Origin of the sequence: Streptomyces flavofungini (assembly GCF_041028215.1) — a bacterium.
Classification (GTDB): Bacteria; Actinomycetota; Actinomycetes; order Streptomycetales; family Streptomycetaceae; genus Streptomyces; species Streptomyces flavofungini_B.
Genome location: NZ_JASKYR010000013.1, coordinates 1 through 21,230, shown reverse-complemented (window position 1 = coordinate 21,230; position 21,230 = coordinate 1). Strand labels below are relative to the sequence as shown.

General features: G+C 69.2%; 19 protein-coding genes and 1 pseudogene. 9 read left to right on the top strand and 11 right to left on the bottom strand.

The features are described 5' to 3' along the window. Positions 1-57: 57 nt before the first annotated feature. Positions 58-576, bottom strand: a complete 519-nt coding sequence (locus AB8Z36_RS02095) for a hypothetical protein (RefSeq protein WP_369211436.1) — start codon at positions 574-576, stop codon at positions 58-60. A gap of 447 nt (positions 577-1,023) precedes the next feature. Between AB8Z36_RS02095 and AB8Z36_RS02090 the strand changes: the two genes are divergently transcribed. Next, on the top strand, positions 1,024-2,766 hold the full coding sequence (locus tag AB8Z36_RS02090) for a hypothetical protein (protein WP_369211435.1): 1,743 nt from the start codon (positions 1,024-1,026) through the stop codon (positions 2,764-2,766). Between the two features lie 68 nt (positions 2,767-2,834). Here AB8Z36_RS02090 and AB8Z36_RS02085 read toward each other — a convergent pair whose 3' ends face one another. From AB8Z36_RS02085 to AB8Z36_RS02060, 6 genes are all read right to left on the bottom strand, one after another. Further along, the gene (locus AB8Z36_RS02085; RefSeq protein ID WP_369211434.1) at positions 2,835-4,082 is read right to left on the bottom strand and encodes a cytochrome P450; all 1,248 of its coding nucleotides are present in this window, start codon (positions 4,080-4,082) and stop codon (positions 2,835-2,837) included. Beyond that, positions 4,079-4,687, bottom strand: a complete 609-nt coding sequence (locus AB8Z36_RS02080) for a GTP-binding protein (protein ID WP_369211433.1) — start codon at positions 4,685-4,687, stop codon at positions 4,079-4,081. The genes AB8Z36_RS02085 and AB8Z36_RS02080 overlap by 4 nt, the downstream gene beginning before the upstream one ends. Further along, a complete protein-coding gene (locus tag AB8Z36_RS02075; protein WP_369211432.1) occupies positions 4,668-5,039 on the bottom strand; it encodes a DUF742 domain-containing protein in 372 nt (123 codons plus the stop codon). The genes AB8Z36_RS02080 and AB8Z36_RS02075 overlap by 20 nt, the downstream gene beginning before the upstream one ends. Beyond that, a complete protein-coding gene (locus tag AB8Z36_RS02070; RefSeq protein ID WP_369211431.1) occupies positions 5,036-5,446 on the bottom strand; it encodes a roadblock/LC7 domain-containing protein in 411 nt (136 codons plus the stop codon). Before AB8Z36_RS02070 ends, AB8Z36_RS02075 begins: the two co-directional genes overlap by 4 nt. Beyond that, on the bottom strand, positions 5,443-7,218 hold the full coding sequence (locus AB8Z36_RS02065) for a sensor histidine kinase (protein ID WP_369211430.1): 1,776 nt from the start codon (positions 7,216-7,218) through the stop codon (positions 5,443-5,445). Before AB8Z36_RS02065 ends, AB8Z36_RS02070 begins: the two co-directional genes overlap by 4 nt. A 280-nt stretch (positions 7,219-7,498) precedes the next feature. Next, a complete protein-coding gene (locus AB8Z36_RS02060; RefSeq protein WP_369211429.1) occupies positions 7,499-8,134 on the bottom strand; it encodes a LuxR C-terminal-related transcriptional regulator in 636 nt (211 codons plus the stop codon). 257 nt (positions 8,135-8,391) lie between these two features. Here AB8Z36_RS02060 and AB8Z36_RS02055 point away from each other — a divergent pair, with 257 nt between their 5' ends. From AB8Z36_RS02055 to AB8Z36_RS02045, 3 genes are all read left to right on the top strand, one after another. Continuing rightward, positions 8,392-8,775 (top strand): hypothetical protein, encoded by a 384-nt coding sequence (locus AB8Z36_RS02055; protein WP_369211428.1) that lies wholly within the window; start codon positions 8,392-8,394, stop codon positions 8,773-8,775. 239 nt (positions 8,776-9,014) lie between these two features. Further along, positions 9,015-9,236, top strand: a complete 222-nt coding sequence (locus AB8Z36_RS02050; protein ID WP_369211427.1) for a hypothetical protein — start codon at positions 9,015-9,017, stop codon at positions 9,234-9,236. A 108-nt stretch (positions 9,237-9,344) separates the two neighbouring features. After that, positions 9,345-10,016: a hypothetical protein gene (locus AB8Z36_RS02045; protein ID WP_369211426.1), complete on the top strand. Its 672-nt coding sequence runs from the start codon at positions 9,345-9,347 to the stop codon at positions 10,014-10,016. Positions 10,017-10,134: 118 nt separating this feature from the next. On the opposite strand, the gene AB8Z36_RS02040 is transcribed toward AB8Z36_RS02045, so the two are convergent. Then, positions 10,135-10,869: a chitinase gene (locus AB8Z36_RS02040; protein ID WP_369211425.1), complete on the bottom strand. Its 735-nt coding sequence runs from the start codon at positions 10,867-10,869 to the stop codon at positions 10,135-10,137. 605 nt (positions 10,870-11,474) lie between these two features. Between AB8Z36_RS02040 and AB8Z36_RS02035 the strand changes: the two are divergent. After that, positions 11,475-12,739: pseudogene (locus AB8Z36_RS02035) on the top strand (amidohydrolase). 58 nt (positions 12,740-12,797) lie between these two features. Here the strand turns inward: AB8Z36_RS02035 and AB8Z36_RS02030 are convergent. Next, the gene (locus AB8Z36_RS02030; RefSeq protein ID WP_369211424.1) at positions 12,798-14,888 is read right to left on the bottom strand and encodes a DUF6351 family protein; all 2,091 of its coding nucleotides are present in this window, start codon (positions 14,886-14,888) and stop codon (positions 12,798-12,800) included. Between the two features lie 679 nt (positions 14,889-15,567). On the opposite strand from AB8Z36_RS02030, the gene AB8Z36_RS02025 reads away from it, so the two are divergent. The 3 genes from AB8Z36_RS02025 to AB8Z36_RS02015 all read left to right on the top strand — a co-directional run bounded on the left by AB8Z36_RS02025 (position 15,568) and on the right by AB8Z36_RS02015 (position 18,086). Continuing rightward, positions 15,568-17,106: an acyl-CoA synthetase gene (locus tag AB8Z36_RS02025; protein ID WP_369211423.1), complete on the top strand. Its 1,539-nt coding sequence runs from the start codon at positions 15,568-15,570 to the stop codon at positions 17,104-17,106. A 467-nt stretch (positions 17,107-17,573) separates the two neighbouring features. Continuing rightward, the gene (locus AB8Z36_RS02020) at positions 17,574-17,735 is read left to right on the top strand and encodes a hypothetical protein (RefSeq protein ID WP_369211422.1); all 162 of its coding nucleotides are present in this window, start codon (positions 17,574-17,576) and stop codon (positions 17,733-17,735) included. Between the two features lie 138 nt (positions 17,736-17,873). Continuing rightward, on the top strand, positions 17,874-18,086 hold the full coding sequence (locus AB8Z36_RS02015; RefSeq protein ID WP_369211421.1) for a hypothetical protein: 213 nt from the start codon (positions 17,874-17,876) through the stop codon (positions 18,084-18,086). A gap of 129 nt (positions 18,087-18,215) precedes the next feature. Here AB8Z36_RS02015 and AB8Z36_RS02010 read toward each other — a convergent pair whose 3' ends face one another. Further along, on the bottom strand, positions 18,216-18,626 hold the full coding sequence (locus tag AB8Z36_RS02010) for a hypothetical protein (protein ID WP_369211420.1): 411 nt from the start codon (positions 18,624-18,626) through the stop codon (positions 18,216-18,218). A gap of 419 nt (positions 18,627-19,045) precedes the next feature. Between AB8Z36_RS02010 and AB8Z36_RS02005 the strand changes: the two genes are divergently transcribed. Then, complete coding sequence (locus AB8Z36_RS02005) at positions 19,046-20,209, top strand: TetR/AcrR family transcriptional regulator (RefSeq protein ID WP_369211419.1); 1,164 nt, start codon at positions 19,046-19,048, stop codon at positions 20,207-20,209. A 31-nt stretch (positions 20,210-20,240) separates the two neighbouring features. Here the strand turns inward: AB8Z36_RS02005 and AB8Z36_RS02000 are convergent. After that, positions 20,241-21,230, bottom strand: a 990-nt coding sequence (locus tag AB8Z36_RS02000; protein ID WP_369211418.1) for an AAA family ATPase, incomplete at its 5' end; no start/stop codon positions are given.

Below are 21,230 nucleotides of genomic sequence, written 5' to 3'. Positions count from 1 at the left end.
CGGTCCCCTCCGATCTGTTCCCGTCCGGAGCGGTCGGCGGGAGGCGGAGACCGGGTCCTAGTACCAGGCGGTCTCGGCCAAGCGCTGGTTGTCGCAGAACAGCACTGCCTTGCTCTGTCGGCCGCTGAGGTTGTTGATCACCGTGGTGTAGGCGTAGTTGATGCCAGGATCGACCGTTTCGAGTACCCATACGATCCCGGTACTGGTGAGGCGGTTGCTGTGTGCCGCGCAGCCCTGGGGCGCGTTCTCTATGCGGGCGAATGAGCCGCAGCCGGAGCTGTAGAAGTACTTGAGGGTGATGGTGCGGCCGGCGTAGACGGCCGTCTTCGTGGCTCCGCCGGGCACGGCGGGCTGGTGATAGCTGCCCGAGCAGGAGGTCTGCTCGGGGTAGCGGCCCTCGTTGGGCAGCGTGCCGTAGCCGACGCTCTGCATGGGGGCCGCATGGGCCTGGAGCGGCGTGAGCGCCGCCAGGCCGAACGCGAAGGCGGCGCCGAGCAGCGCGCGCCATCCCCAGCGGCCGGTTCCCCGGCCGGTGTGTCTGTTCCGTTCCGAGATCACGTTCCTCTTCGAGATCACGTTCCTGTTCCTCCTGGAGATAGAGATCCGCGGTGTCGCCCGACCGCTCTCCAGGCTGTTCGCCCGCGTCACGGGCTGCCAGGTCTTTACAGGTCATCTCGCTCAGTGGGGCGACGCCTGTGCCGCGGGGAGATGCGGCCGACTGGGCATCAGCACCGCGCTGCCGGAAGGGCACGGGTCTTCAGCGAGGGCGCGTGAGTATACGCAGCCCGGATCGTCACGGCAGTAACAGAGGTCACTTCCGGTCACGGTGTAGATCATTTACGTACTGGGAAGCCTCGTTCCGCTTCTCGGTTCAACATCCGGACTGGGATGGCGGGTTCGAGTCGCTCGGGCGACACCTTCACCCCGATTGGGGCGATCCGTCGCCCTTGCTCGGACACGATCGGCCGGCCGTCCCGGCCGGTCACTTCCGTTGTGCGTACGTCAGTTTGAGGGGAGACCAGGGTGAGTTCTCGCGTCGTGGGCGGTGGTCCGGAGATATCCACTGACAGCTTGATCCCGGCGCAGCCGAGCGCCCGGCACCGGTCGGCGGGGGCGGAGAAGGCTCTGGTCCGCCTCTTCGAGCGACACGCAGTGGAGTGCACGGACGAGTACCGGCACCACGAGAGAGCTGCTCAGCAGCGGCTGGGCGCACTCCGCTCCCCCGGCGGCGGCACCACGCTACGCCTGGAGGGGGCCCTTCAGTCGGCGCCGCGCGCGTTTCTGCCGCCGGACGAGGAGGGTCGCACCAGGTTGCGGCTGCTGGACGCCGGTCTGCACGTGATCGAGGAGGCCTTCCCCCAGGTCAGCACCGATGCCGAAGTCTGCCGACTGACCTGCGTGATGCTGGAGTCGGCTTGGCGGAGCCGGGCCGGGGACTCGGCGCGCGAGGAGGAGAAGGAGGCGGGGCCGACTGCCGACTGTGGCTGCTCCCTGTGCCGTCGGCTGCCCACGCCGCCCGAGCGCACGCTGGGCGACTACGGGTGGCGGCAGAGCGCCGGTCGTCCCCTCACCGTCAAGACATGGCCGTACCGGTCGGAGCTCGACAGTGTGCTGACCGGTGGCTGGGCCCTGGCCCGGCAGCTGAACGACCTGGAGCGGGACCTCGGCTACCGGCACCGTTTCGAGGACGACATCCTCCTCTTCCACGAGTACAAACGCGTGATCGACACCATCGACACCACATATCTCACGCGACTCATCGAAGGCCGCCTGGCCGAGGATTTCAGCATCAACACCGCGCGGGCCCTGGTCTGCGGGCTCTACGCCGCCCACAAGCGCTCCGTCGACGAGTACTGGCTCCAGCAGCATCACGCGGGCAACGTCGTACTCCCCCAGACCAACCCGCTGGGACAGAGCGGTTACTCGCTCCTTCAGATGATGGACTGCCTCTTCTGGCACGTCTCCCCCGACACCGAACTCTGGCAGGAGGAACACCTCGCCGCCCTGCTGCTGTGCCGTGTCGTGGACGACATGGTCGACGTACGGGCTGATGCCCTCACCGGCGAGATCAGCAACTTCTGGCTCGCCGACATGCCCACCCACACCAAGGCCCTCTACGCGGCCAGTGCCATCGCCCTCATCAAGTACGGCTGCATGCCCGAGGCGCATCGCCCGATGTGGAACACCTGGCTGATGCCCAGCACCATCGTCTGGTTGGGGCTGACCGGGCGGCACGCCCTGTGGTTCGACGGCATCACCCAGGACCTCCCCCCGGCCGAGGACTGCCCGCTGTGCGGCCTCCAGCCCGACGCCTGCACCGGCATCCTCACCCACGGCGTCGCTCTCACCATCGCCGCACGGCCCACCGCACCGGCACTCGGCCCCCGGACCGCCGAGCTGTCCGCACGCTGCCGGGACCAGCACCCCGAGTCGTGGCCCCTCTTCGACGCCGAGCTCCATGCCTTCGAGGCACTGCACGGCCCCTGGTACGGCGATGTCGACTGCGCCTGGGAGATCCTGCGCCGCACCTATATCGCCGCCTTGGAGGCGTCCCACGCCGCGCCGTCCACATCCCGTGCCCGGGCGATCCAGGAGGACTCCGGTGTCGTCGGAGCCGAGTTCTTCCACGCCCTGCGCGACCCGCACACCGGGCGGGAGGACGGCGCGCTGCTCGCCTACATGTTCGGCTGCGCCCACCCGCACTTCCTCTGGAACGCGATGGGGCACCGTCCCTCGGATCTCGCGGGTGACTGGCTCGACGGCTGACGTCCTGGCTCGAACGACACTGCCCCGGCCGGGACGTCCGGCCGGGGCAGCATCGTCACGGGAAGCGCCTATACGTCGAACTCGACCGGCAGGTGGTCCAGCAGGGTCATCCAGGTGGACGCGGTCGAGCTGAGGTCCTCCGTCGGCACGGCCAGGCGCAGGCTCGGCAGCCGGTGCAGGAGGACGTCCACCGCCACCTCGATGATGGACATGCCGATGCTCTGCCCGGGGCACTCGTGCGGGCCCGCGCCGAACGCCAGGTGGGACTGGTTGCCGTGCACCGAGACATCCGGGTCGGGCCGGACCTCGGGGTCGGCGTTGCCCGCGCCGAGACCGAGCACGAGCAGGTCGCCCTCCTCGATGTGGTGCCCGCCCAGTTCGACGTCGCCCGCGGCGAAACGGCCCGGCAGGACGGCGAGCGGCGGGGAGTTCCACATGGCCTCCTCCATCACCGCCGTGATGTCCAGCTGTCCGCTGATCAGCCCGGAGTACCGGGCGTCGTCGGTGAGGATCAGTTCAAGCACCCGGGCCAGCAGGCTGGTCGTGACGTGCGCGGCGATCAGCACGGCGCGCAGGTGGAGCACGACCTCGTCGTGGTCGAGCTCCGCGTGGTGTTCCAGCAGACCGGTGGCGAGATCGGAAGCGGGCTCGGAGCGTCTGCGCTCGGCGAGCTCGCTGAAGATCTCCCGGATCACGCCGTCGTGCTCCACGGCGTCCTCGCCGCCCTTCATCACCTGGGCGCAGGATGCGACCAGGCGACGCCCCTCGGCCTCGGTGAGTCCCAGGATGCGGGCCGTCACCAGCATGGGCAGCAGGTCGGCGTAGTCCGTCACCAGATCGGCGCGGCCCGCGTCCGCGAACGCGTCGATCTGCTTGTTGGCGAAGTGCGTGGCGTGCCGCCGGATACCGCGGTCGGCGGCGGACTGGAGGCCGTCGCTGACCGCGCCGCGCAGCCGACGGTGCGCCTCGCCGTCCTGGGAGACGCAGTCGGGACGCCAGGCGAGCATGGGGATCAGCGGGGAGTTGTCCGCGACGCGCCCCTCTCGCCAGTGCCGCCAGGTCCGCCCGTCCCGGGCGAACTGGCGGGGGTTGTCGAGCACCCGCCGGCTGTCCCGGTAGCCAAGGACCAGCCAGGCGGGGATGTCGCCTTCGAGCAGCACCGGCGCGACCGAGCCGTGCTCCTTGCGCAGCCGTTCGTAGATGCCGCGCGGGTCGGTCTCCGCCTCGGGCCCGTACAGCCGGACCAGATCGGCCGACCCGTGCGCCACCGGGCAGCCGCGAGGGGCGTCGGGACGGTCGGGGTTCTGGTCGGTCATCGGGGCTCCAAGGCGACGGCGGCGCGTTCTTGCAGATGGCGCATCAGGGTGATCAGCACATCACGGCTGGAGACCCGGTCGCGGGCGTCGCACACCACGATTGGGGTGTGCGGAGAGATGTCCAGGGCGTCCCTGACCTCCTCGATGGGGTGTTCCTTGGCGTCGGGGAAGACGTTGAGCGCGATGACGAACGGCACCTCCAGCCGCTCCATCTCCTCGATCGCCCGGAAGCTGGAGGCGAGGCGGCGGGTGTCCACCAGCACGACCGCGCCGAGCGCGCCTTTGCACAGGCCGTTCCACAGGAACCAGAAGCGCTCCTGTCCGGGGGTGCCGAACAGGTACAGCATCAGGCTGTCGTTGATGCTGATCTTGCCGAAGTCGAGGCTGACGGTGGTCTGCGTCTTGTCGGCGACCCCGATCAGGGGGTCGACGTCGGCGCTGGCCTGGGTGAGGGTCTCCTCCGTGGTGAGCGGCTTGATGTCGCTCACCGAGCGGACCATGGTGGTCTTGCCGGTGCCGAAGCCACCGGCGATCATCACCTTCACCGAACGGGTGCCACCGGCCGCCGGCCCGCCGCCGGGGTGGTCAAAGCCTTTGAAGTCCACTGAGAATCTCCTCGAGGAGCGCGAGGTCGGGCCTGCGGCCGGCGTCGTACACCGGGATGGGGTCACGGGCTTCGACGCGACCTGCCTCGAGCAGATCCGCCAGCAGCACCGCCAGAATGTTGAAGGGCAATCCGAGGTGGGCGCCGAGTTCGGCCACGGACAGGGGATCCCGGCAGCGCCGGAGGATCTCCCCGTGCTCGTGCTGTATCCCCGGCACGGGAGCCGTGCGGGATACGACGAGGGTGGCCACGTCAAGGCTCGACGCCGGACCGCCCGGTCCGCTGCGCCCCTTGGTCAGGACGTAGTAGCGCTCAAGACCGGACGGGTCCGTGGGCCGGCGGGAGGCACTCATCCAGAGTGCTCCTCCAGGCGGGGGGTGGTCCCGAGCAGCTCGCCCATCCTGCGTGCCAGGTCCCTCATCTGATGTCCGAGCAGCCCCTGGTCGAGGCCCTCGCGGGCGAGGACGCCGAGGTAGGTCTCCATACCGGCCCGTACGACGAACAGATGGCCGCCGTCGACCTCGATCATCGCCAGCCGCAACTGCCCGGCGTCCTTGGGGAACTGTTCGGCGACCGGCTGGGCCAGCGCCTGGAGACCGGCCACCACCGCCGCGAAGCGGTCCACGTCATCGGGGTCCTCGGCACCGTAGGAGGTGATGGCCTTGCCGTCACTGGAGGCCACCAGGGCGAAGCGGATCTCCGGGATGGATTCCACCAGATCGCGGAGCGCCCAGCTCACGTCGTTTCCCTGCTGCGTCATACGGACTTGTCGCTTTCTTCGGCGTGGTGCTCGGTGGACTCGCGGCCGGTGGCGGCACCGGCGGGCTCCCGGCCCGCCGTGGCGAAGGCGGCCAGCCCGGCGAAGGACTCGTCCGGCGGTACGGCCGCGGCCGCGGCCACCTCGCTGTGTCCGGTGTGTTCGGCCGGCTTCTGTTCGGCCGGCCTCTGGCGGGCCGCCTCACTTCGTCTGCTGCGGCGTCGGGGCAGTCCCCCGGGGGTGGTCTCGATGTCGTCATCCGCGGGTGTCGGCGTCTCGGCCTGGTCGGGGGCGACGGCGGCGCGGGAGGCCGGTTCCGGTGCGGTGGCGACGGCGGTGCGGGGCGCGGGCTCCGGTGCGGTCGCGGTGCGGGCCGCCGCGGCGGGCACCGGGATCGCGGTGGCCGCAGCGGTCGCGGGGACCTGGCTGAAGTACTTGTGCGGGACCACGACGACCACCGAGGTGCCGAGCCACTGCGAGTCGGCGTAGGTGACGCGGATGCCGTAGCGCTGGGCCAGGGAGCCGACGACCCGCAGACCGATGCTGGCGTCCTCCGAGATGCCACCCAGGCCCGCGCCCGGCGCGGTCCCGGCCAGCACCTGCTCGACCTCGCGCTTCTTCTCCTCGCTCAGGCCCTTGCCGGAGTCCTGGATCTCGATGCCGACGCCGTTGGGGACCTCCTTGCCGGAGACCACCACCGGCTCGGTGGGCGGCGAGTAACGCGCCGCGTTGTCCAGGAGGTGGGCGAAGATCAGCGTGAGGTGGTCGACCAGGGCGCCGTCGACGCCGAGTTCGGGCAGCTGCCGCACCTCGACGCGGTGGAAGTCCTTGATCCGTCCGATACCGCCGCGTACCACGCTGAGCAGCCGCTGGGGTTCCTGCCACTGACGGCCGGGCCGGTCGGTGCCGCCGAGCACGCTGACGCTGGCGGCGAGACAGTCGGCGGGGCCGATCGCCTGGTCCAGTTCCATCAGTCCGCTCGCCACGGCCGGCAGCCGTCCGTGCTCGCCCTGCATCTCGTGCAGCCGTCCGCGCAGCTTGCTGGTGAGCACGTGGATGCGGTTGCCGATGCTGATCACGGCCTGTTCGGCGGAGGTGGAGCGGTTGAACTCCGTCTCCACACCGATCAGGGAGGTCCGCAGGACCTTGCGCAGCTCGGCCTGAAGCTCCTTGCTGATGTCGCTGTTCTGGCCGGTGACCGGCAACAGGTCGTCGACGGCGTCACCGGCACGCAGCCGCTTGAACGCCTCGGGAAGTTGCTCACGGGCGAGCCGTGCGACCGCCTCGTGCTGCCGGGCCAGCCGCTCCTCGAAGACCTCGGCCTGTTCGGCGAGCCGGGCCTCGTAGGACTGGGCGAGTCCGGCCAGTCGCTCTTCGAAGGTCCGCGTCTGCTCGGCGAGCTGTGCCTCGAAGTCGCCGTTCTGGTCGGCGACGTGGCTCTCCATGGCGGCACGCTCGCCGTCCAGCGCGGCCCGCTCGGCCGCCATCTTCCGCTCCAGACCGGCCACGTGCTGCTGCCACTGCTGGGTCTGCTCGGCCTGCTGCGCGCGGAACCCGGCCTCGGCGCGGCCGAGGTTCGTTCGAGTGCGAAGCAGCAGCCGTACGCACACGGCGCTCAGCGCGGTGGCCGCGGCACCGGCGACGGCGACGGTTATTCGCTCGGAGCTCATGAATGTCGCGGCTACCGTTCCGCCTCCCAGGGCCGGCGGCATCATCCACCAGCTGTACCAGGCGACGGGCAGCCGCGCCGCCGGAGGCGGTGTGGCGAGTTCCATCTGCATCCTTAGAACCAACACGTTCGAACATGGGGGGGCATACACGGGACCGCACTCATGAGTACGCACCACGAGGACACCGATGGTGACCGGGCCAACTCGCAGCGGATGTAACGGAGTTTAGCGGTCTCGATGGCGAAATGATCAACCGGCCCGGTCTGCGGAAGTGAGAATTCCGTCACTCTCCGACAGGATCGCTCCGAACTGGACCGGGGTGCCCGCCGTTTCCTGGGGTCAGGTCGCCGCCGTCGAAGGCCGTACCGGAAGCACCGCACCCGCGTTACTTCAGGAGCTGCGGCAGTACGTGGGGCGGCCACTGCCCGGCGGCGAACAGGCCGAGCGTGTGCGCGCGGGCGACCAGCGCGGGGTGGTTGGCCGCGTTGTAGCGGCGCAGCAGCTGACGCACGTGGTAGTTGACGCCCTGGCGGCTGAGGCGCAGACGCTCGGCCAGCTGGCCGGTGGACAGCCCGGCCGCCACGCCCTCCAGGATGCGAGCGTCGAGCTCGGTGAGGACCGCACGGTCGGGCGAGTCCTCCCCCTTCGAAAGGCGCAGTCGCAGGACCGGTCCGGTCGACTCCGTCGGCCCGGCGACAACGGTGGCCGTCAATGCGGCGGTGAAGGTCTTGCCACTGCCGTGCTGGCCGGTGACCTGCTCGGTGAACGAGCTCGTGCGGCCCTCGCGCAACTCGGTGAAGCGCCGCGGCAGCAGCTCGGCCTCACTGGTGCGGAGGAGGTCGGTAGGCAGGCAGCCGCTTATCTCACGGGGCGTTGCGCCGAACCGCGCCGCGAAGTCCGTCTCCGCGGCTTCGATGACGGTGCTCACGGGGCAGGCGCGGGCCGTGTACGTGTGGCGCCGCACACCGGCACGTGTCTCAAAGTGGTCGTCGGACGGAGCGGTGCTGTCTTCCTTCACCATGGACATAGCGTCGATTTCCTCGCCTGGAGCGCCGTGCGCAATAACTTGTCCTTTCAACCATACCGACGCGGCACCTCAGCACGTACGGGGTTTCTGCGTAGCCAACTGTTTTCGCGGGCCATTCAAGCCGCTTTATGCATTGCCTAGGTCACGTAATCATTCCGCGGCACGCGGCCCCCCGGGCGAGATCCTGGCAACGCTTACGACACGCGCGTCCACCGGAATGCCGCTGGCTCGCTCGCCGGTTCAGCAGGACGGTGAGCACGGTCGCCGCTGCCGCGGCCGCGCTGATGGCGGTGCTGTCGTCGCCTCTCATCCTGGATGAGATCTCCGGCCTGTCTCTTCAGAACCGGCAGGCCGGGGCGGAGCAGGTCCAGGGTTTCGCAGCCATTACCTTGAGCTGGTGCGGATCGAGCTGGACGACACGACGCTTTTCCAGCCCGTTCGGGGCTCCGGCGAACATTCCGGCCAGCATGCCCCCCCCCAGCAGACTTTCGCGGATGGCGCCGATCTCGAAGCAAGCGGGGCGGCATTACTGGAGCCGGTCCCACGCCTCCTGGATCGTCGGCTCTGCTCCGTGCGACGCGGAGCAACGCACACCGGTTCACGTGCGCCCGTACACCGGAACGAGCGTCTCGTAAGGGTTCCTCGGCGGAGGGTGGGGTGCGCGACCCCCGCGCCTGCTCAAGGGGGCCAACGGCCCGAGCAGCAACGGTTTTCGGACTTTCATGCCGGGTGCCGACGGATGGGTCCTGGGGCACTCGGCCCAGCCCTATGCTTCTACACGTCTGTAGAGGAAGCGAGGTGCTCCCGGGTGCTCCGGGCATCCGCGTGCACCGGCGCGCCCTCACCCACCCTTCTCACCACTTGGAGATGACGCATGGCTTCGATCGACCTCGACAAGGTGCTCGACAAGGCCTGGGCCGACAAGAGCCTGCCCGAGATCCTGGCGGCTCCCGTCGCGGCGTTGAAGGGCGTCTCGGACCGGGACGGTGAGCTGCTCCAGGAGGCCTTCGGAGTCAAAACGGTGGCCGACCTGGCCGAGCTGAAGTATGCCCGCTGGGCCCAGGCCCTGGCCGCACTGGACACGTCCGTCAAGTAGTACGACTGGTACAGGTGACGCGCACCGCAAAGGTGCGCGCACCTCCTTCCCAGGCGCCACGTATGGGGCGCGAAGACGTGTTGCTTCGTCCCCGTTACCCTGCCCTCCATGTCCACCCCTGTGCACGCACTGGCCCACAGCCCGCTGACCCCGGCCGCCGTGGCGGAGTTCCTGGCCCTGCCGCAACAGCCGCAGTCCGCCGACGACTTCGACGCGGTCGACGCCGCGCTGCGTGCGCGCGGCTGGAGCTGGGAGCACGAGTGCCTGACGGACTCCTATCGCACGGGCTTCGGGCACCCGCTGTGCACCGAGGGCGGGACACCTTTCGGAGACCCGGAAGCCCGGATGTTCCTGGTGTTCGGCCAGCTCTACCCCCTCGACCCCGACGACGAGGAATGCGCCAACATGCCGTGGCTGAGTGACCTCGTGGATGACTGGGGCCGGTTTCCTGGCTGGCACGTCCAGCGTCCCGCCACCGTGCGGGCGTGCGCCGATGTGCTCGCCCAGGCGGCGGACGCCGTGACAGCCCGTCTCGGGACCACCCCCGAGCGGACCATCACCAGCGATGCCGCCGTGGTGACGGGCCCACCGATGCCGCATCGCATATGGCGCACCGCCACACACGCCGTGATCGTGGGGCCCCACGCGGACAACGGCCCGTACGGGTATCTCACCCATCTGCAACTCGCCGCCTCGCCCCTCGGCTTGACCGCCGAGCTGCCGCCCTCTGATGACGCGGAAGGCCTGGAGAGCTGGATCGAGACCCACGTCGACTGTTGACGGCCCCGGGTTCGGCGGTTCGTCGGGGGTGCTTCGATGAGGGAGGGGCGGCGCCAGCACGGTTCTGGGAGGGCCAGCCGGCATGGTGACCGGCTGACCCTCCCAGGCGGCCCGATGGTCAGCAGCTCAGGTTGTCACCAGGGGTCACCCCGAGGATCTGGGTGAACTGCTTGTACTTGTCGATGCGGCTCTGTACCTGCCCGGGGTTTCCGCCGTTGCACTCCAGGCTGCCGTTGATGGCGCGGATGGTCTCACCGAAGCCGCGCCCGTCGACGATGGCGTTGTGCGGGGTCATCGTGCCGGGGCCGCTCTGGGTGTTCCAGTACCAGAGGCCGGTCTTCCAGGCGACGGCCGCGTCCTGCTGCACCAGGTCGGGGTTGTGCAGCAGGTCGATGCCCAGGGCGTCGCCCGCGGTCTTGTAGTTGAAGTTCCAGCTCAGCTGGATGGGGCCGCGACCGTAGTACTTGTCGTTGCCCGCCGGGCAGCCGTAGGGCTGGCTGGCGTCGCAGTAGTGGGGGTAGTTGGCCGTGTTCTGCTCCACGACGTGGACCAGGCCGCCGGTCTCGTGGCTGACGTTGGCGAGGAAGGCCGCGGCCTCCTGCTTGCGTACGGTGTCGCTGCCCGTCTGAGTGAATCCGGGGTACGCGCTGAGCGCCGACGTGAGGCCGCTGTAGGTGTAGAACGAGTTCCGGCTCGGGAACATCTGGTTGAACTGGGACTCGCTCACGACGAAGGACGCGGCCGCCTTCTTCTGCGCGGGCTCAGGCTTGGCGGCCGACGCCTGCGGGGCCATCGTCAGCAGGGCGGCCGCGGCGGCGGTGGCGGTCAGTGTTCCGAGTATGCGAGAACGCATGGCTCACTCCGTGGGGGTGGGGGTGCCGGGGAACAACGAGGTGCCGGTGAGGTGGACCCGTGTACCGGCACGCGGGCCCAGTCAGTCCGACGGCAGGCGTGGGGTGCCCGTGGTGCCGACGGCCGACAAGATTCCGTTTCGTTGGACTAGACCATACCGAGCCCCGTGTTCACGTCAAGGGTGCGAACGTGGTGGGCTGCGCCCGATGTTGGGCAGCGGTGCGTCTTGGGGTGGCGCTGGCGTACCGGTCCGGGCGACGTGACCACGGCTCCATGACCAGAGCCCACCCCGACGCGATCCAGCAGGTCAGCAGAACTACAGCTCAGCAGGTCAGCCACTTAAGTATTCCGCCTTGACACCACACGGCAGCACGCAACCGTCGAAGTACGTGGTTGTCGCGGGTCCCGCTTTGCCGACGTCTGCGTAATGTCCGGCCAGAGCCGCGGCGTTCGGAGGTCGGGGCACGTCGTCGACCAGGAGTGAGCGGTTGTGGCCGCTGTCCTCGTCCCCGCCTTCGCGACCGCGCCTTCGCCGCTTCGAGTGACTCATGGCCTCCGTCGGCTTCGAGCCCGCGCGCCCATCGACACGAAGCCGGAGCCGACCGCATGACTGACATCGATCTCCTCGTTCACGGCGGAGACATCCTCACCATCGACTCCGCGGGCTCCGTCGTCCCCGACGGAGCCGTCGCGGTACATGCGGGTGAGAACGTCGAGGTCGGCCCCGCGGACCGACTGCGGCGCACCTGCGCCTCGGCCGTCGAGATCGACGCGCGTGGCTGCCTGGTGCTGCCCGGCTTCATCAACACCCACACCCACCTGGCGATGACACTGCTGCGCGGCTGCGCGGACGACGTCACTCTCCAGGGCTTTCTGGAGCGCGTGATCCCTCGGGAAGCCGCGCTGCTCTCGCCGGAGACCGTCGCCGCGGGCATAGGGGCCGCGTTCGTGGAGTCGGTCCGGGGTGGGGTGACGACCGCGCTGGACGTGTACTGGTTCCACGAGGCGGCCGAGAAGGTGGCTGTCGAGGCCGGTTGGCGGTTGCTGGCCGCGCCGACGTTCATGGATGTGCCGCAGCCGCCGGACGACCGTCCGTACGCGGAGCGACTCGGCTGGGCCGAGGCCTGGCTGGCGGCCCGCCCCACTGTGCCGGGCACCAGACCCGTGGTGTTCGCGCACTCCGCGTACACCCTGGCGCCCGAGCAGCTGTCCACGATCCACGCGTTGGCCCGGGCGCACGGCGCACTGCTGCATCTGCACGCGGCGGAGAACGCCAACGAGGTGGCGACCGTCATCGAGCGGCACGGGATGCGGCCCGTCGAACTCCTGGACTCCCTGGGGCTGCTCGACCCCGACACCCTGCTGGCGCACGCCGTGGACCTGACGGACGCCGAGGTCTCCGCCCTCGCCCGCACGGGCACCGCGGTCGCCCACTGTCCGGTGTCCAACCTGAAGCTGGGCTGCGGCATCGCCCGCGTGCCCGAGCTGGTGTCGGCCGGTGTCACCGTCGGCCTCGGCACGGACGGTGCGGTGAGCTCCAACACGCTCGACGTGCTGGGTGCGGTACGCATGGCAGCGCTCGTACACAAGGGGGGTGGCGACCCGACCGCCGTCAGCGCCGAGCAGGCGGTACGCATGGCGACCATCGAGTCCGCGCGGGCACTCGGGCTCGCGGGGCGGCTCGGTTCTCTGGAGGCCGGGAAGCGCGCGCCGGTGCGGCCGATGTGCGCGACACCGTCGTCGACGGACGGGTCCTGATGCGCGACCGCAGGCTGCTCACGGTCGACGAGAAGCAGATTCTCGCCGACCTGACGGCGGCGGGGACCGTACCGGCCCCCGACACCCGTGCGACGGTGCTGACCAGCGAATGACGGGCCACTGCGCTTGACCGACCGGCGGTCAGCGGGTCAGCGGGTCAGCGGGGCGGAATCAGCGGTTGCCGTAGTCGACCCAGGTGCGTGGCCGCTCGTTCTGGCCGGGGCCCGGTCGGGTGTAGTCACAGACGCCCTGCGGGAAGGCCTTGCGCAGTTGCGCCTTCTCGGTCTCGGTGAAGCGCACCCGGTAGGCGTCGAAGTCGACCGGCCGCAGAGCGCACTTGAGCGTGGACTCGGCCCTGGGTTCACCGACCCGCAGCCTGGGGTCCGCGCCGAGGGGGTACTTCTTCGCGCAGGGGCCGCTGGCCGGGTAGGTCAGCGGAGTGTGCACCCGCTTGGTGGGGGTGAGGTAGCAGCCGTCCGAGAGTCCCGTGGGCTTGTTCGCGATGACCTTCGCCTGCTTGCTGCGGGAGGAGCCATCACCCTCGATGTTGGTCAGCCAGCGGTCCATCGACTCCACGACATAGGCGTCGGCGGTCTGGCTCTCCGCGATCCTCAGCTCGCTTTCGATGATCACATGGTTGGCCGAGGTTCCGTTGGCCTCCCGCAGTCGTGCCCGGGTGACGTAGGACCAGTGGGCGGTGTGGACGTCGAAGGGCACCCGGTCCGAGTAGAGGCGGTGGTCGATGATCGGTGTGCCGCGCAGTCCCAGACGCATGCTGTTGCGCAGGTCGCCTCGGTAGGCGGCCTTCAGGGCCTGCGGGTCCGCCTCGGAGCGCCGGGACACCGGCTCACCCGTGTGATCGTATCCGCCGATGGCGGAGTTGAGTGCGATGAACTGGGCCGGGCTGATCTGCTTGCTGTTGAGGGCCTTGAGGCCGTACTGCACTCCGACGTTGTCCAGGGTGCTGTGCGCGAAGCCGGTTTCGGGGTCGCGGCCGAACTGGTTGGCGTAGGCCTCCATCATCGTGCATTTGACTCCGCCGGGATTGAGTCGGGCGTGCCATCGCGCCGTGAGGGGGACCGCCTTGTCGCAGCGCTTGGTCGCGGTGCGGGTGTCGATGTTGTCCGCTCCGACGCAGCTGTTGTACTCCAGCAGGCCCGTGACCGCGTCGCGCTGCTCGGGGGTGAAGGAGCCGCCCGCTTTCGCGAAGTAACGGGTCAGAAGTCCGCAGTCACTTGCGGTGCTCTTCTCCAGCGTGAAGGGGTCCGGGAAACCGGCGATAGGGATGATCCCATCGAGAATGCCGGGGTAGGCGTCGGCGAGGGTGAACTGCTGGATGGCGCCGCCGGAGCCGCCCCAGCCGATCGTGTGCTTCACCGGCCCGTAGGTCTCGACGAAGTGCTCCTTGACCATCATCGCCGCCTCGGCCGAGACGGGGATGCCGCAATTGGTCTCCAGCACGTTGAGGGTGGAGGAGGCGACCGCGTACCCCTTGGAGAGGAAGGTGTCGTTCAGTACTCCGCCGGTCGCGTCGCCCTGGTGGTGTCCGCCCGAACAACCGCCGCCGAAGGTGTAGATCAGCCTGCCGTTCCAGCCTCTCTCCCGGCGCAGGGGCGTGGGGTCATCGCCGTCGTAGAGCGCGGCGGTCTCATAGACGGCGCGGTTGATGGTGCCTGTCTCCACACGGACGATGTAGGGGACCTTCCGCCCGTGCACGGTCGTGGTGGCGAGGTCGAGCGGGTGGTGGTCCGGGTCGGCGAGGGGGAGGAAGGTGCCGAGTCTGCTGCGGTACTTGTAGCTGACCTTGGTGGGCGCGGAGCAGTGGGGCTGCTGGGCGGGGGCGAGGCCGAACGCGGTCGTCTCGCAGTAGAAGGGTGTCGCCTGCCGACCGGAGAAGACGGGGCCGGTGGACGGGTGGTTGGTGAGGGTGCGCGTCGAGGTGTGGCCGTCGGATTCGGCGGTGATGCTGTTGCGGCCGTTCTTCAGGTGGGTGACCAGGCCGAGCCAGGTTCCGTCGGGCTGTCGCCGGAACCCGTCGGCTTCCCGACCATTGACCTCGACGTGGACAGGCCCGTCGTGGTCGGCCGTCGTGATCCGCAGCAGCGCGTCTCCGCCGCTTACCTGGCCTCTGTCCGGCGTCGAGGCGAGCGCGATACGGGGTGCCGGTCCGTCCGCGCCCATGGCGGCCCGCTCCGGTGTGAGCGCGGCGGCCACCATGGCGGCGCAGAGGAAGGTCACGACGCGGCGGCGTTTGTTTGGCATGGGTGTTCCATCCGTCGGAAGCATGGCGGTGAGCGGTGAGATGGGGGTGGTCGGGCAGCGTGAACCAGCTCGTACGGGCGCGCGGTGCACACCCGGGCTCGCCTGCGGCCTGCCCCGGGAACCGGGTCGCGGTTCCGCTGTGGGTCGGCGCGGGACCCGGGGTGAGTGGAGGCGTTGGGTCGACGCAGGAAGGGTTACCACCAAGCGAACGCCGTCGCCGCTACCGAGCCGGTCACCTCGCGGCCTACTGGGCGACCGATCACGTTAGTACTGCTCTGAACTAATGGTCGTTTACTTTGTGGCGTGCGCCCAGTAGGTGTCAAGGGGCGTGCAGCGGCGATTATTCTGGGACTTGCAGGATGGACGAGCAGGGCGCAGACTCCCAACCAGTGCGCGCCTGGCCATAACCTGTTGAAGCTCGGGTTACTGGCAATTGATTTACGAGCCCTTGCCCGCCCCGTATCGACGACATCCCCAGCGGCCTGGGGCTCCTCTTCGTCACTCGACGTGCCCCGCTCCGCAGCTCAGACGTCGGTGTCTGGCGTGTCCGTGCTCGTTTCATCAGGCTCGGCGCCTACACCTGGCTCGACGGTTTCGCCACCACGCTCGCCTCGCTCTTCGCCCTCGCCGTCCTGCCGGTCAGGAGGGTGCCACGACTCGACTTGAGAAGGGAGGCGCAATGCTGCTCACCCAGTCCTTGCGCCGTATGCTCCAGCAGTCCCCCGATGCCCCGCTGACCGTGTGCGGGACCCGCGCCCGCACGGTACGGGCGTCCGCAGACCGGATCGCGCGGCTGGCCGGTGCTCTGCGCGACCTGGGCGTCCGCCCGGGCGACCGGGTCGCGATGCTGGCCCGCAATTCCGACCGCTACCACGAGTACCTGTTCGCCACCTGGTGGATCGGCGCCGCCGTGGTCCCGGTCAACATCCGCTGGAGCACCCAGGAGATCAGCTACTCGCTGCGCGACTGCGGCGCCGAAGTGCTCTTCGTCGACGACGCCTTCGCCGACCTCGTTCCGCGCCTGGACACTCCTCCCACCGCCGTCGTGCACTGCGGCGATGCCCCCACCCCCGACGGAATGCACGGCTATGAGGACCTGATCGCGTCCGCCACCCCGGCCCCCGCGTCGGACGCCGGGCAATCAGGCGACGACCTGGCCGGGGTCTTCTACACCGGCGGCACCTCCGGCACACCCAAGGGCGTCATGCTCAGCCACACCAACATCTCGGCCCTGGGCAGCCAGGCCAGCGGGCAGATCGCGGTCTCCGGCGGGCGGATGCTGCACTCCGCCCCGATGTTCCACCTCGCCGACCTCGCCCTGTGGAACGTGCAGAACCTCGTCGGCGGCACCCACGTCATCCTGCCCGGCTTCGAACCCCAGGCGGTGCTGGCGGCGATCCAGCGGCACCGCACCACCTCCGCCCTGCTCGTCCCCACCATGATCCAGGCTCTGGTCGACCACCCGAGCCTGCCCCAGCACGACCTGTCGAGCATGCGCTCCATCGTCTACGGCGCCTCCCCCATGCCTGAGGCGGTCCTGAGACGCGCCATGCGGGCATTCCCCGGCGTCGACTTCATCCAGGCCTACGGCATGACCGAGGCGGCCCCCATCGCCACCCTGCTCACCGGCGCCGACCATGCGTCGGGGCGGCGGCTGCGCTCGGCCGGACGCGCCGCCGCACACGGCGAGGTGAAGATCGTCGACCCCACCGGCCGGGAGGTGGAACGCGGCACCGTCGGCGAGATCGCGCTGCGCGGCGATCACATCATGCGGGGCTACTGGGGCAAGCCCGAGGAGAGCGCGACCGCCCTGCGGCAGGGCTGGCTGCACACCGGCGACGGCGGCTACATGGATCAGGACGGGTACGTCTTCGTCGTCGACCGGATCAAAGACATGATCATTTCGGGTGGCGAGAACGTCTACTCGACCGAGGTGGAGAACGCCATCGCCCAGCATCCCGCCGTCACCAGCTGCGCCGTGATCGGCGTTCCGGACGCCGACTGGGGCGAGCGGGTCCACGCGGTCATCGTCCTCAGGGAAGGACACACCCTCACCATGGAGGAGATCCGGCGGCACACCAAGAGTCTGATCGCCGGATACAAAGCGCCCCGCAGCGTCGAGTTCGTCACCGCCCTGCCCCTCTCACCCGCGGGAAAGATCCTCAAGCGGGAGCTGCGCGCGTCCCAGCGCGGGCATGGCGACAGCTCCGTTCGATGATCCCCGCGACCTGAATATCCCGTCGGCCGCCGTGGCACACCACCTTACGGGCCGCTGACGTCAGGCGGTCTCACAGCGGGCGGCGGGCCCTTTCGGCGACGGTGGCGGCGGAGCGGTAGCCCAGTTCACCCGCGACGCCGACGATCTTGTCGCGGGTCTTCGGGTGCCCCCCGATCCGGGTGGTTCGGCGCGAGCGAGACCGTCGAGATGATCGACCCCGCTGATACGAGGGATTGACCAAGGTTTCATCGAAGTTTAAAGTCTTTACGCGAAGCACTTCGATACAACTGCTGACCGACCGCACCGGATTACCGCCCACCCTGCTCATTACCGCCGCCTTCGACCCACTGCGCGACAGCCGGGAGGAGCGCCACACACACCGACTCACCGACTCACCGACTCACCGAAGCCGGTGTAACACGGCTGACTCGCGGAGCATCCTCCGCCCGAAGAAAAGGAGGACGACCGTGTCCCCGACCACAGAACACATCCAGGACGCCGAACCGGCGGCATTCCAGGGCCGCCATCAACCCCCGCTGCTTCTACCGCTGTTCGTGCTCGCCCACTTCGGTGTCGCCCTCGCCAGTGCGCCCTGGGCATGCTCGTCCTGGTCCTCGCGCCGAACATGACGGTCGTCACCACCCTCGTCTTCGGCTGGGTCTCCGACCGCACCGGCAGGCGCAAGACCGTTGTGCTGGCCTCGGCACTGTTCACCGCGCTCGGACTGCTGGTCAGCCTTGCCTCCCAGGACTTCAGCCTGTTTCTGCGTGGGCATAGCGATCGCCGGAAGGGGCCAGGGCGCCTTCGTCTCGGTCGATGTCGCCATGCTGACCGAGCTCCTCCCGGACGACGCCGATGCCGGGACCGGCCTTGCCGTCATCGCGCTCTTCTACCAGTTCCCCATGCTGCTCGCCCCCGCCCTAGCCGTCCTGCCCCACGAGTACCGGCGATCCGGGCCCTTGCCTCCGGACCGCCGGTAGGGGCCACTTCTTTCGTGCACCCGTTCGGGGCCGAGTGCGATCACCTGGTCGCACGGGTGGCGCAGGGAGACGCTGCTTCTCCTTGCGCCGACCATCCGGTCACCCGGCCTCGTGTGCGGGATGGTCTGCTTACTCGCAGTTGATGTGACCCACCCGGGTTTCGCCGTCCTCCATGTACTGGTCGATCCCTTCGGACCACTTCCAGTGCACGGCTTCGGTGAAGGTGCCGCGGGTGATGCCGGTCTGCAGTTTGCTGGTCGCTGCTGACCAGTACCACGCCTTGTGCCAGATGCCGAGGGCGTCGTACCAGCCGGCCAGTCCTCTGGTCGGATTCTCGTGCTCATGCTCGGTGTAGTACAACCCCACCCAGTCCCAGGCGCCGTCGGGCGCCCCGTCGTATCCGATGGTCACGTAGCCGTCTTCGCAGGTGACGTATGGACGCGTCCAGTCCTGTGGTGCCTTCGCATCCGCCGCGGCCGGGGCCTGTGACAGCCCGACCAGCGCGGCGGCCGCGAGAATACCTCCCCACCGTGTGCGCATCAGCTACTCCTTTCCCTGTGGTCGTGGTTGACCTCGCCGGGTAACTACCCTCCGCAGTTGACTGAACACGCTGAGAAGTGGGCGTGCGGAGTCAGGGCGAGCGCACTTGACATTGCCGGTTCCGCTCCCGCTCGCTGGGTGGCAGGTGGTTGTCTTCTGGGCCTGGGGCGCGCGACGGTGGCAGCAACGGGGCTCATCAGCAGCCCGCCCCGATACCAGGAGCGCCCTCTCGCCCCCACTTCTCGCCGCCCGGGACCACATCAGCCGGGCACACCGGACTGACGACCAACTGATCCAAACGAAGTGGCCTGACCAGAGCCGCCGGTGGAGGGCGGGGCTCCCAGGCCCAAAGGCCTGCGCGGCGACGGGTAAGATCCCTGATCGCAAGCTGTGCACGCGATGGCCGAGGAGGCGACCAGGTGAGTTCCGAGCCGGTCGGCACGCCACGCAAACGCCCGAAGGACCGCAAGCAGCAGATCGTCCTGCAAGCGCGCGACATGTTCATCGAGCTCGGCTATCCGAACGTCACGATGAACGCCCTCGCCGAACGCGTGGGCATCACCGCCGGTGGGCTGTACCGGCACTTCAGCAACAAGAGCGACCTGCTGGACGCCGTACTGCGGGAATCGTTCGCCTGTTTCGAGCAGGGCATCACCGCGACGGCCCTCGGTCCCGCTATCGACCAGGCGATCGATGTCATCTCGTCCCACCCCCAGGTGGCCGACCTGTGGGACCGCGAGGTGCGCTACGCCGAGCCCGAGGAGCGGCGCAAGCACCGCGGGCTGATGCTCGCCTGGGCCGCGGCCTTCCGGAGCGTGCTGCGCGCACACCGCGACGACCTGGACGACGGCAACGAAGAGCTGCTGGTCTGGGCCATGCTCTCCACCCTGAATTGCCTGGGCACCAGCACCATCCACGCCAAGCTCACGAACCGCCGCACGGCGGTCCGCGCGGCCATGCACGCCATCGCCTCCGCACCTCTGGTCCCGACCGGCGAAGCGCAGCACCTCCCGCACACGGGCCGTCTCCCGGTCTCCCGCCGCGAACGCCTGCTGCTTGCGGCGGCCACGCGCTTCGCGTCCCGCGGCTACCAGGAAACCTCGATGACCGACATCGGCGCCGCCGCCGACGTCACAGGCCCCACCCTCTACAGCTACTTTCCCAGCAAGGCCGACCTGCTCCGCGCGGTCTACATGCGCGGCTCGCACTACCTGTGGATGGACCTCGACGCGGCGTTCGCCCGCGCGAGCACGCCGGACGAGGCCCTGCGCCTCGTGATCGGCTCTTACGTCGAGCACTCGCGCGCGTGGGGTTCGCTGGAGATCGGCCGCTCCGGTGAACGCGAGGTCGAGGCGGACATTCTCGGCATCCAGCGCGAGTACGCCGCCGAATGGACCGCCCTGGTGCAGGAGATCTCACCGGGCCTGGACCCCTCGGCCGCCCGGCTGCACGTGCAGATCTGCCTGAAAATGATCAACGGTCTGCTGCGCACGCCGCACATCGCCCAGTACACCTCGATCTCCGCGAACCTCTCCGCGATGGCGTACGCGATCCTCGCCGCCCCCGCCACGGGCCCGGCGTAGTCGGCACGTTGCCGATCGGGCCATACGCGACTCAGTCCGCGGGAGCGGCGTTCTCCGCCAGCTCGTGGTAGGCGTCCATCACGTCGTCCAAGAGCAGCGTGACCAGCTCCGTACGGTCCGGGGCCCCGGAGCTGCCGTGCGTCTCGTAGAGCCGGAGGTCCCTGCGGCCGGTGGCCTTCCGGCACAGCTCCCGGGCGAAGCGTCCATTGCCCAGCCGGTCGACACGTCCCTCGCTGACGGCACGCTCACAGCACGCCTCCAATGCGACGCGCGCGTCCGGGTCCAGCACGTCACCCTGTTCTTCCAGGACGGTGCGGGCGATCTCCGCGAGTTCCTCCGCCGAGTACGACGGGAAGTCCACGCGTGTGGTGAACCGGGAGGCGAGTCCGGGGTTGGTCGAGAGCAACTCACCGATCTCGTCCGGATATCCGGCAAGGATGACCACCAGGCGATCACGATCGTCCTCGGCCCGTTTGAGAAGGACCTGGACGGCCTCCTTACCGAAGGCGTCACCCCCGTCGTAACCACTGTTGATCAAGGCGTAGGCCTCGTCGATGAACAGCACACCGTCCATGGCGGAGTCGATGATCGCCGTCGTCTTGATCGCAGTCGCGCCGAGATGCTGCCCGACCAGGTCCACGCGCTGCGCTTCCACCAGATGACCGCGCTCCAGCAGTCCGAGCCCGGCGAACACCTTGCCGATGACCCTGGCCACGGTCGTCTTGCCGGTTCCCGGCGGGCCCGCGAAGACGAAGTGCAGCGGTGCGGTGGTCGCGGAGAGCCCCTGCTCCCGCCGTACGGCGGCCATCCGGAGCTGTGCGGTCAGCGTGCGGAGCTGTCGCTTCACGGGCTCAAGACCCACCATGCGGTCGAGCTGGCCCATCGCCTCTTCGAGCAGGTCGTCGCGCGCCTCGGACGGACCCGCGACCCCACCGGCACTTCCGGTGCCGCCCCTTCCCGCGTCGGCCTGAGCCGCCGCCCGCTCCGGGCCGGAAGCCGGGGTCCGCGTCGGAGCAGGGGC

Bases quoted from the DNA above. Each gene is read 5' to 3' on its own strand.
- AB8Z36_RS02040 (WP_369211425.1), bottom strand. From the start codon at position 10,869: ATGCGTTCTCGCATACTCGGAACACTGACCGCCACCGCCGCCGCGGCC.
- AB8Z36_RS02030 (WP_369211424.1), bottom strand. From the start codon at position 14,888: ATGCCAAACAAACGCCGCCGCGTCGTGACCTTCCTCTGCGCCGCCATG.
- AB8Z36_RS02045 (WP_369211426.1), top strand. From the start codon at position 9,345: ATGTCCACCCCTGTGCACGCACTGGCCCACAGCCCGCTGACCCCGGCC.
- AB8Z36_RS02010 (WP_369211420.1), bottom strand. From the start codon at position 18,626: ATGCGCACACGGTGGGGAGGTATTCTCGCGGCCGCCGCGCTGGTCGGG.
- AB8Z36_RS02050 (WP_369211427.1), top strand. From the start codon at position 9,015: ATGGCTTCGATCGACCTCGACAAGGTGCTCGACAAGGCCTGGGCCGAC.
- AB8Z36_RS02065 (WP_369211430.1), bottom strand. From the start codon at position 7,218: ATGGAACTCGCCACACCGCCTCCGGCGGCGCGGCTGCCCGTCGCCTGG.
- AB8Z36_RS02060 (WP_369211429.1), bottom strand. From the start codon at position 8,134: ATGGTGAAGGAAGACAGCACCGCTCCGTCCGACGACCACTTTGAGACA.
- AB8Z36_RS02070 (WP_369211431.1), bottom strand. From the start codon at position 5,446: ATGACGCAGCAGGGAAACGACGTGAGCTGGGCGCTCCGCGATCTGGTG.
- AB8Z36_RS02025 (WP_369211423.1), top strand. From the start codon at position 15,568: ATGCTGCTCACCCAGTCCTTGCGCCGTATGCTCCAGCAGTCCCCCGAT.
- AB8Z36_RS02075 (WP_369211432.1), bottom strand. From the start codon at position 5,039: ATGAGTGCCTCCCGCCGGCCCACGGACCCGTCCGGTCTTGAGCGCTAC.
- AB8Z36_RS02085 (WP_369211434.1), bottom strand. From the start codon at position 4,082: ATGACCGACCAGAACCCCGACCGTCCCGACGCCCCTCGCGGCTGCCCG.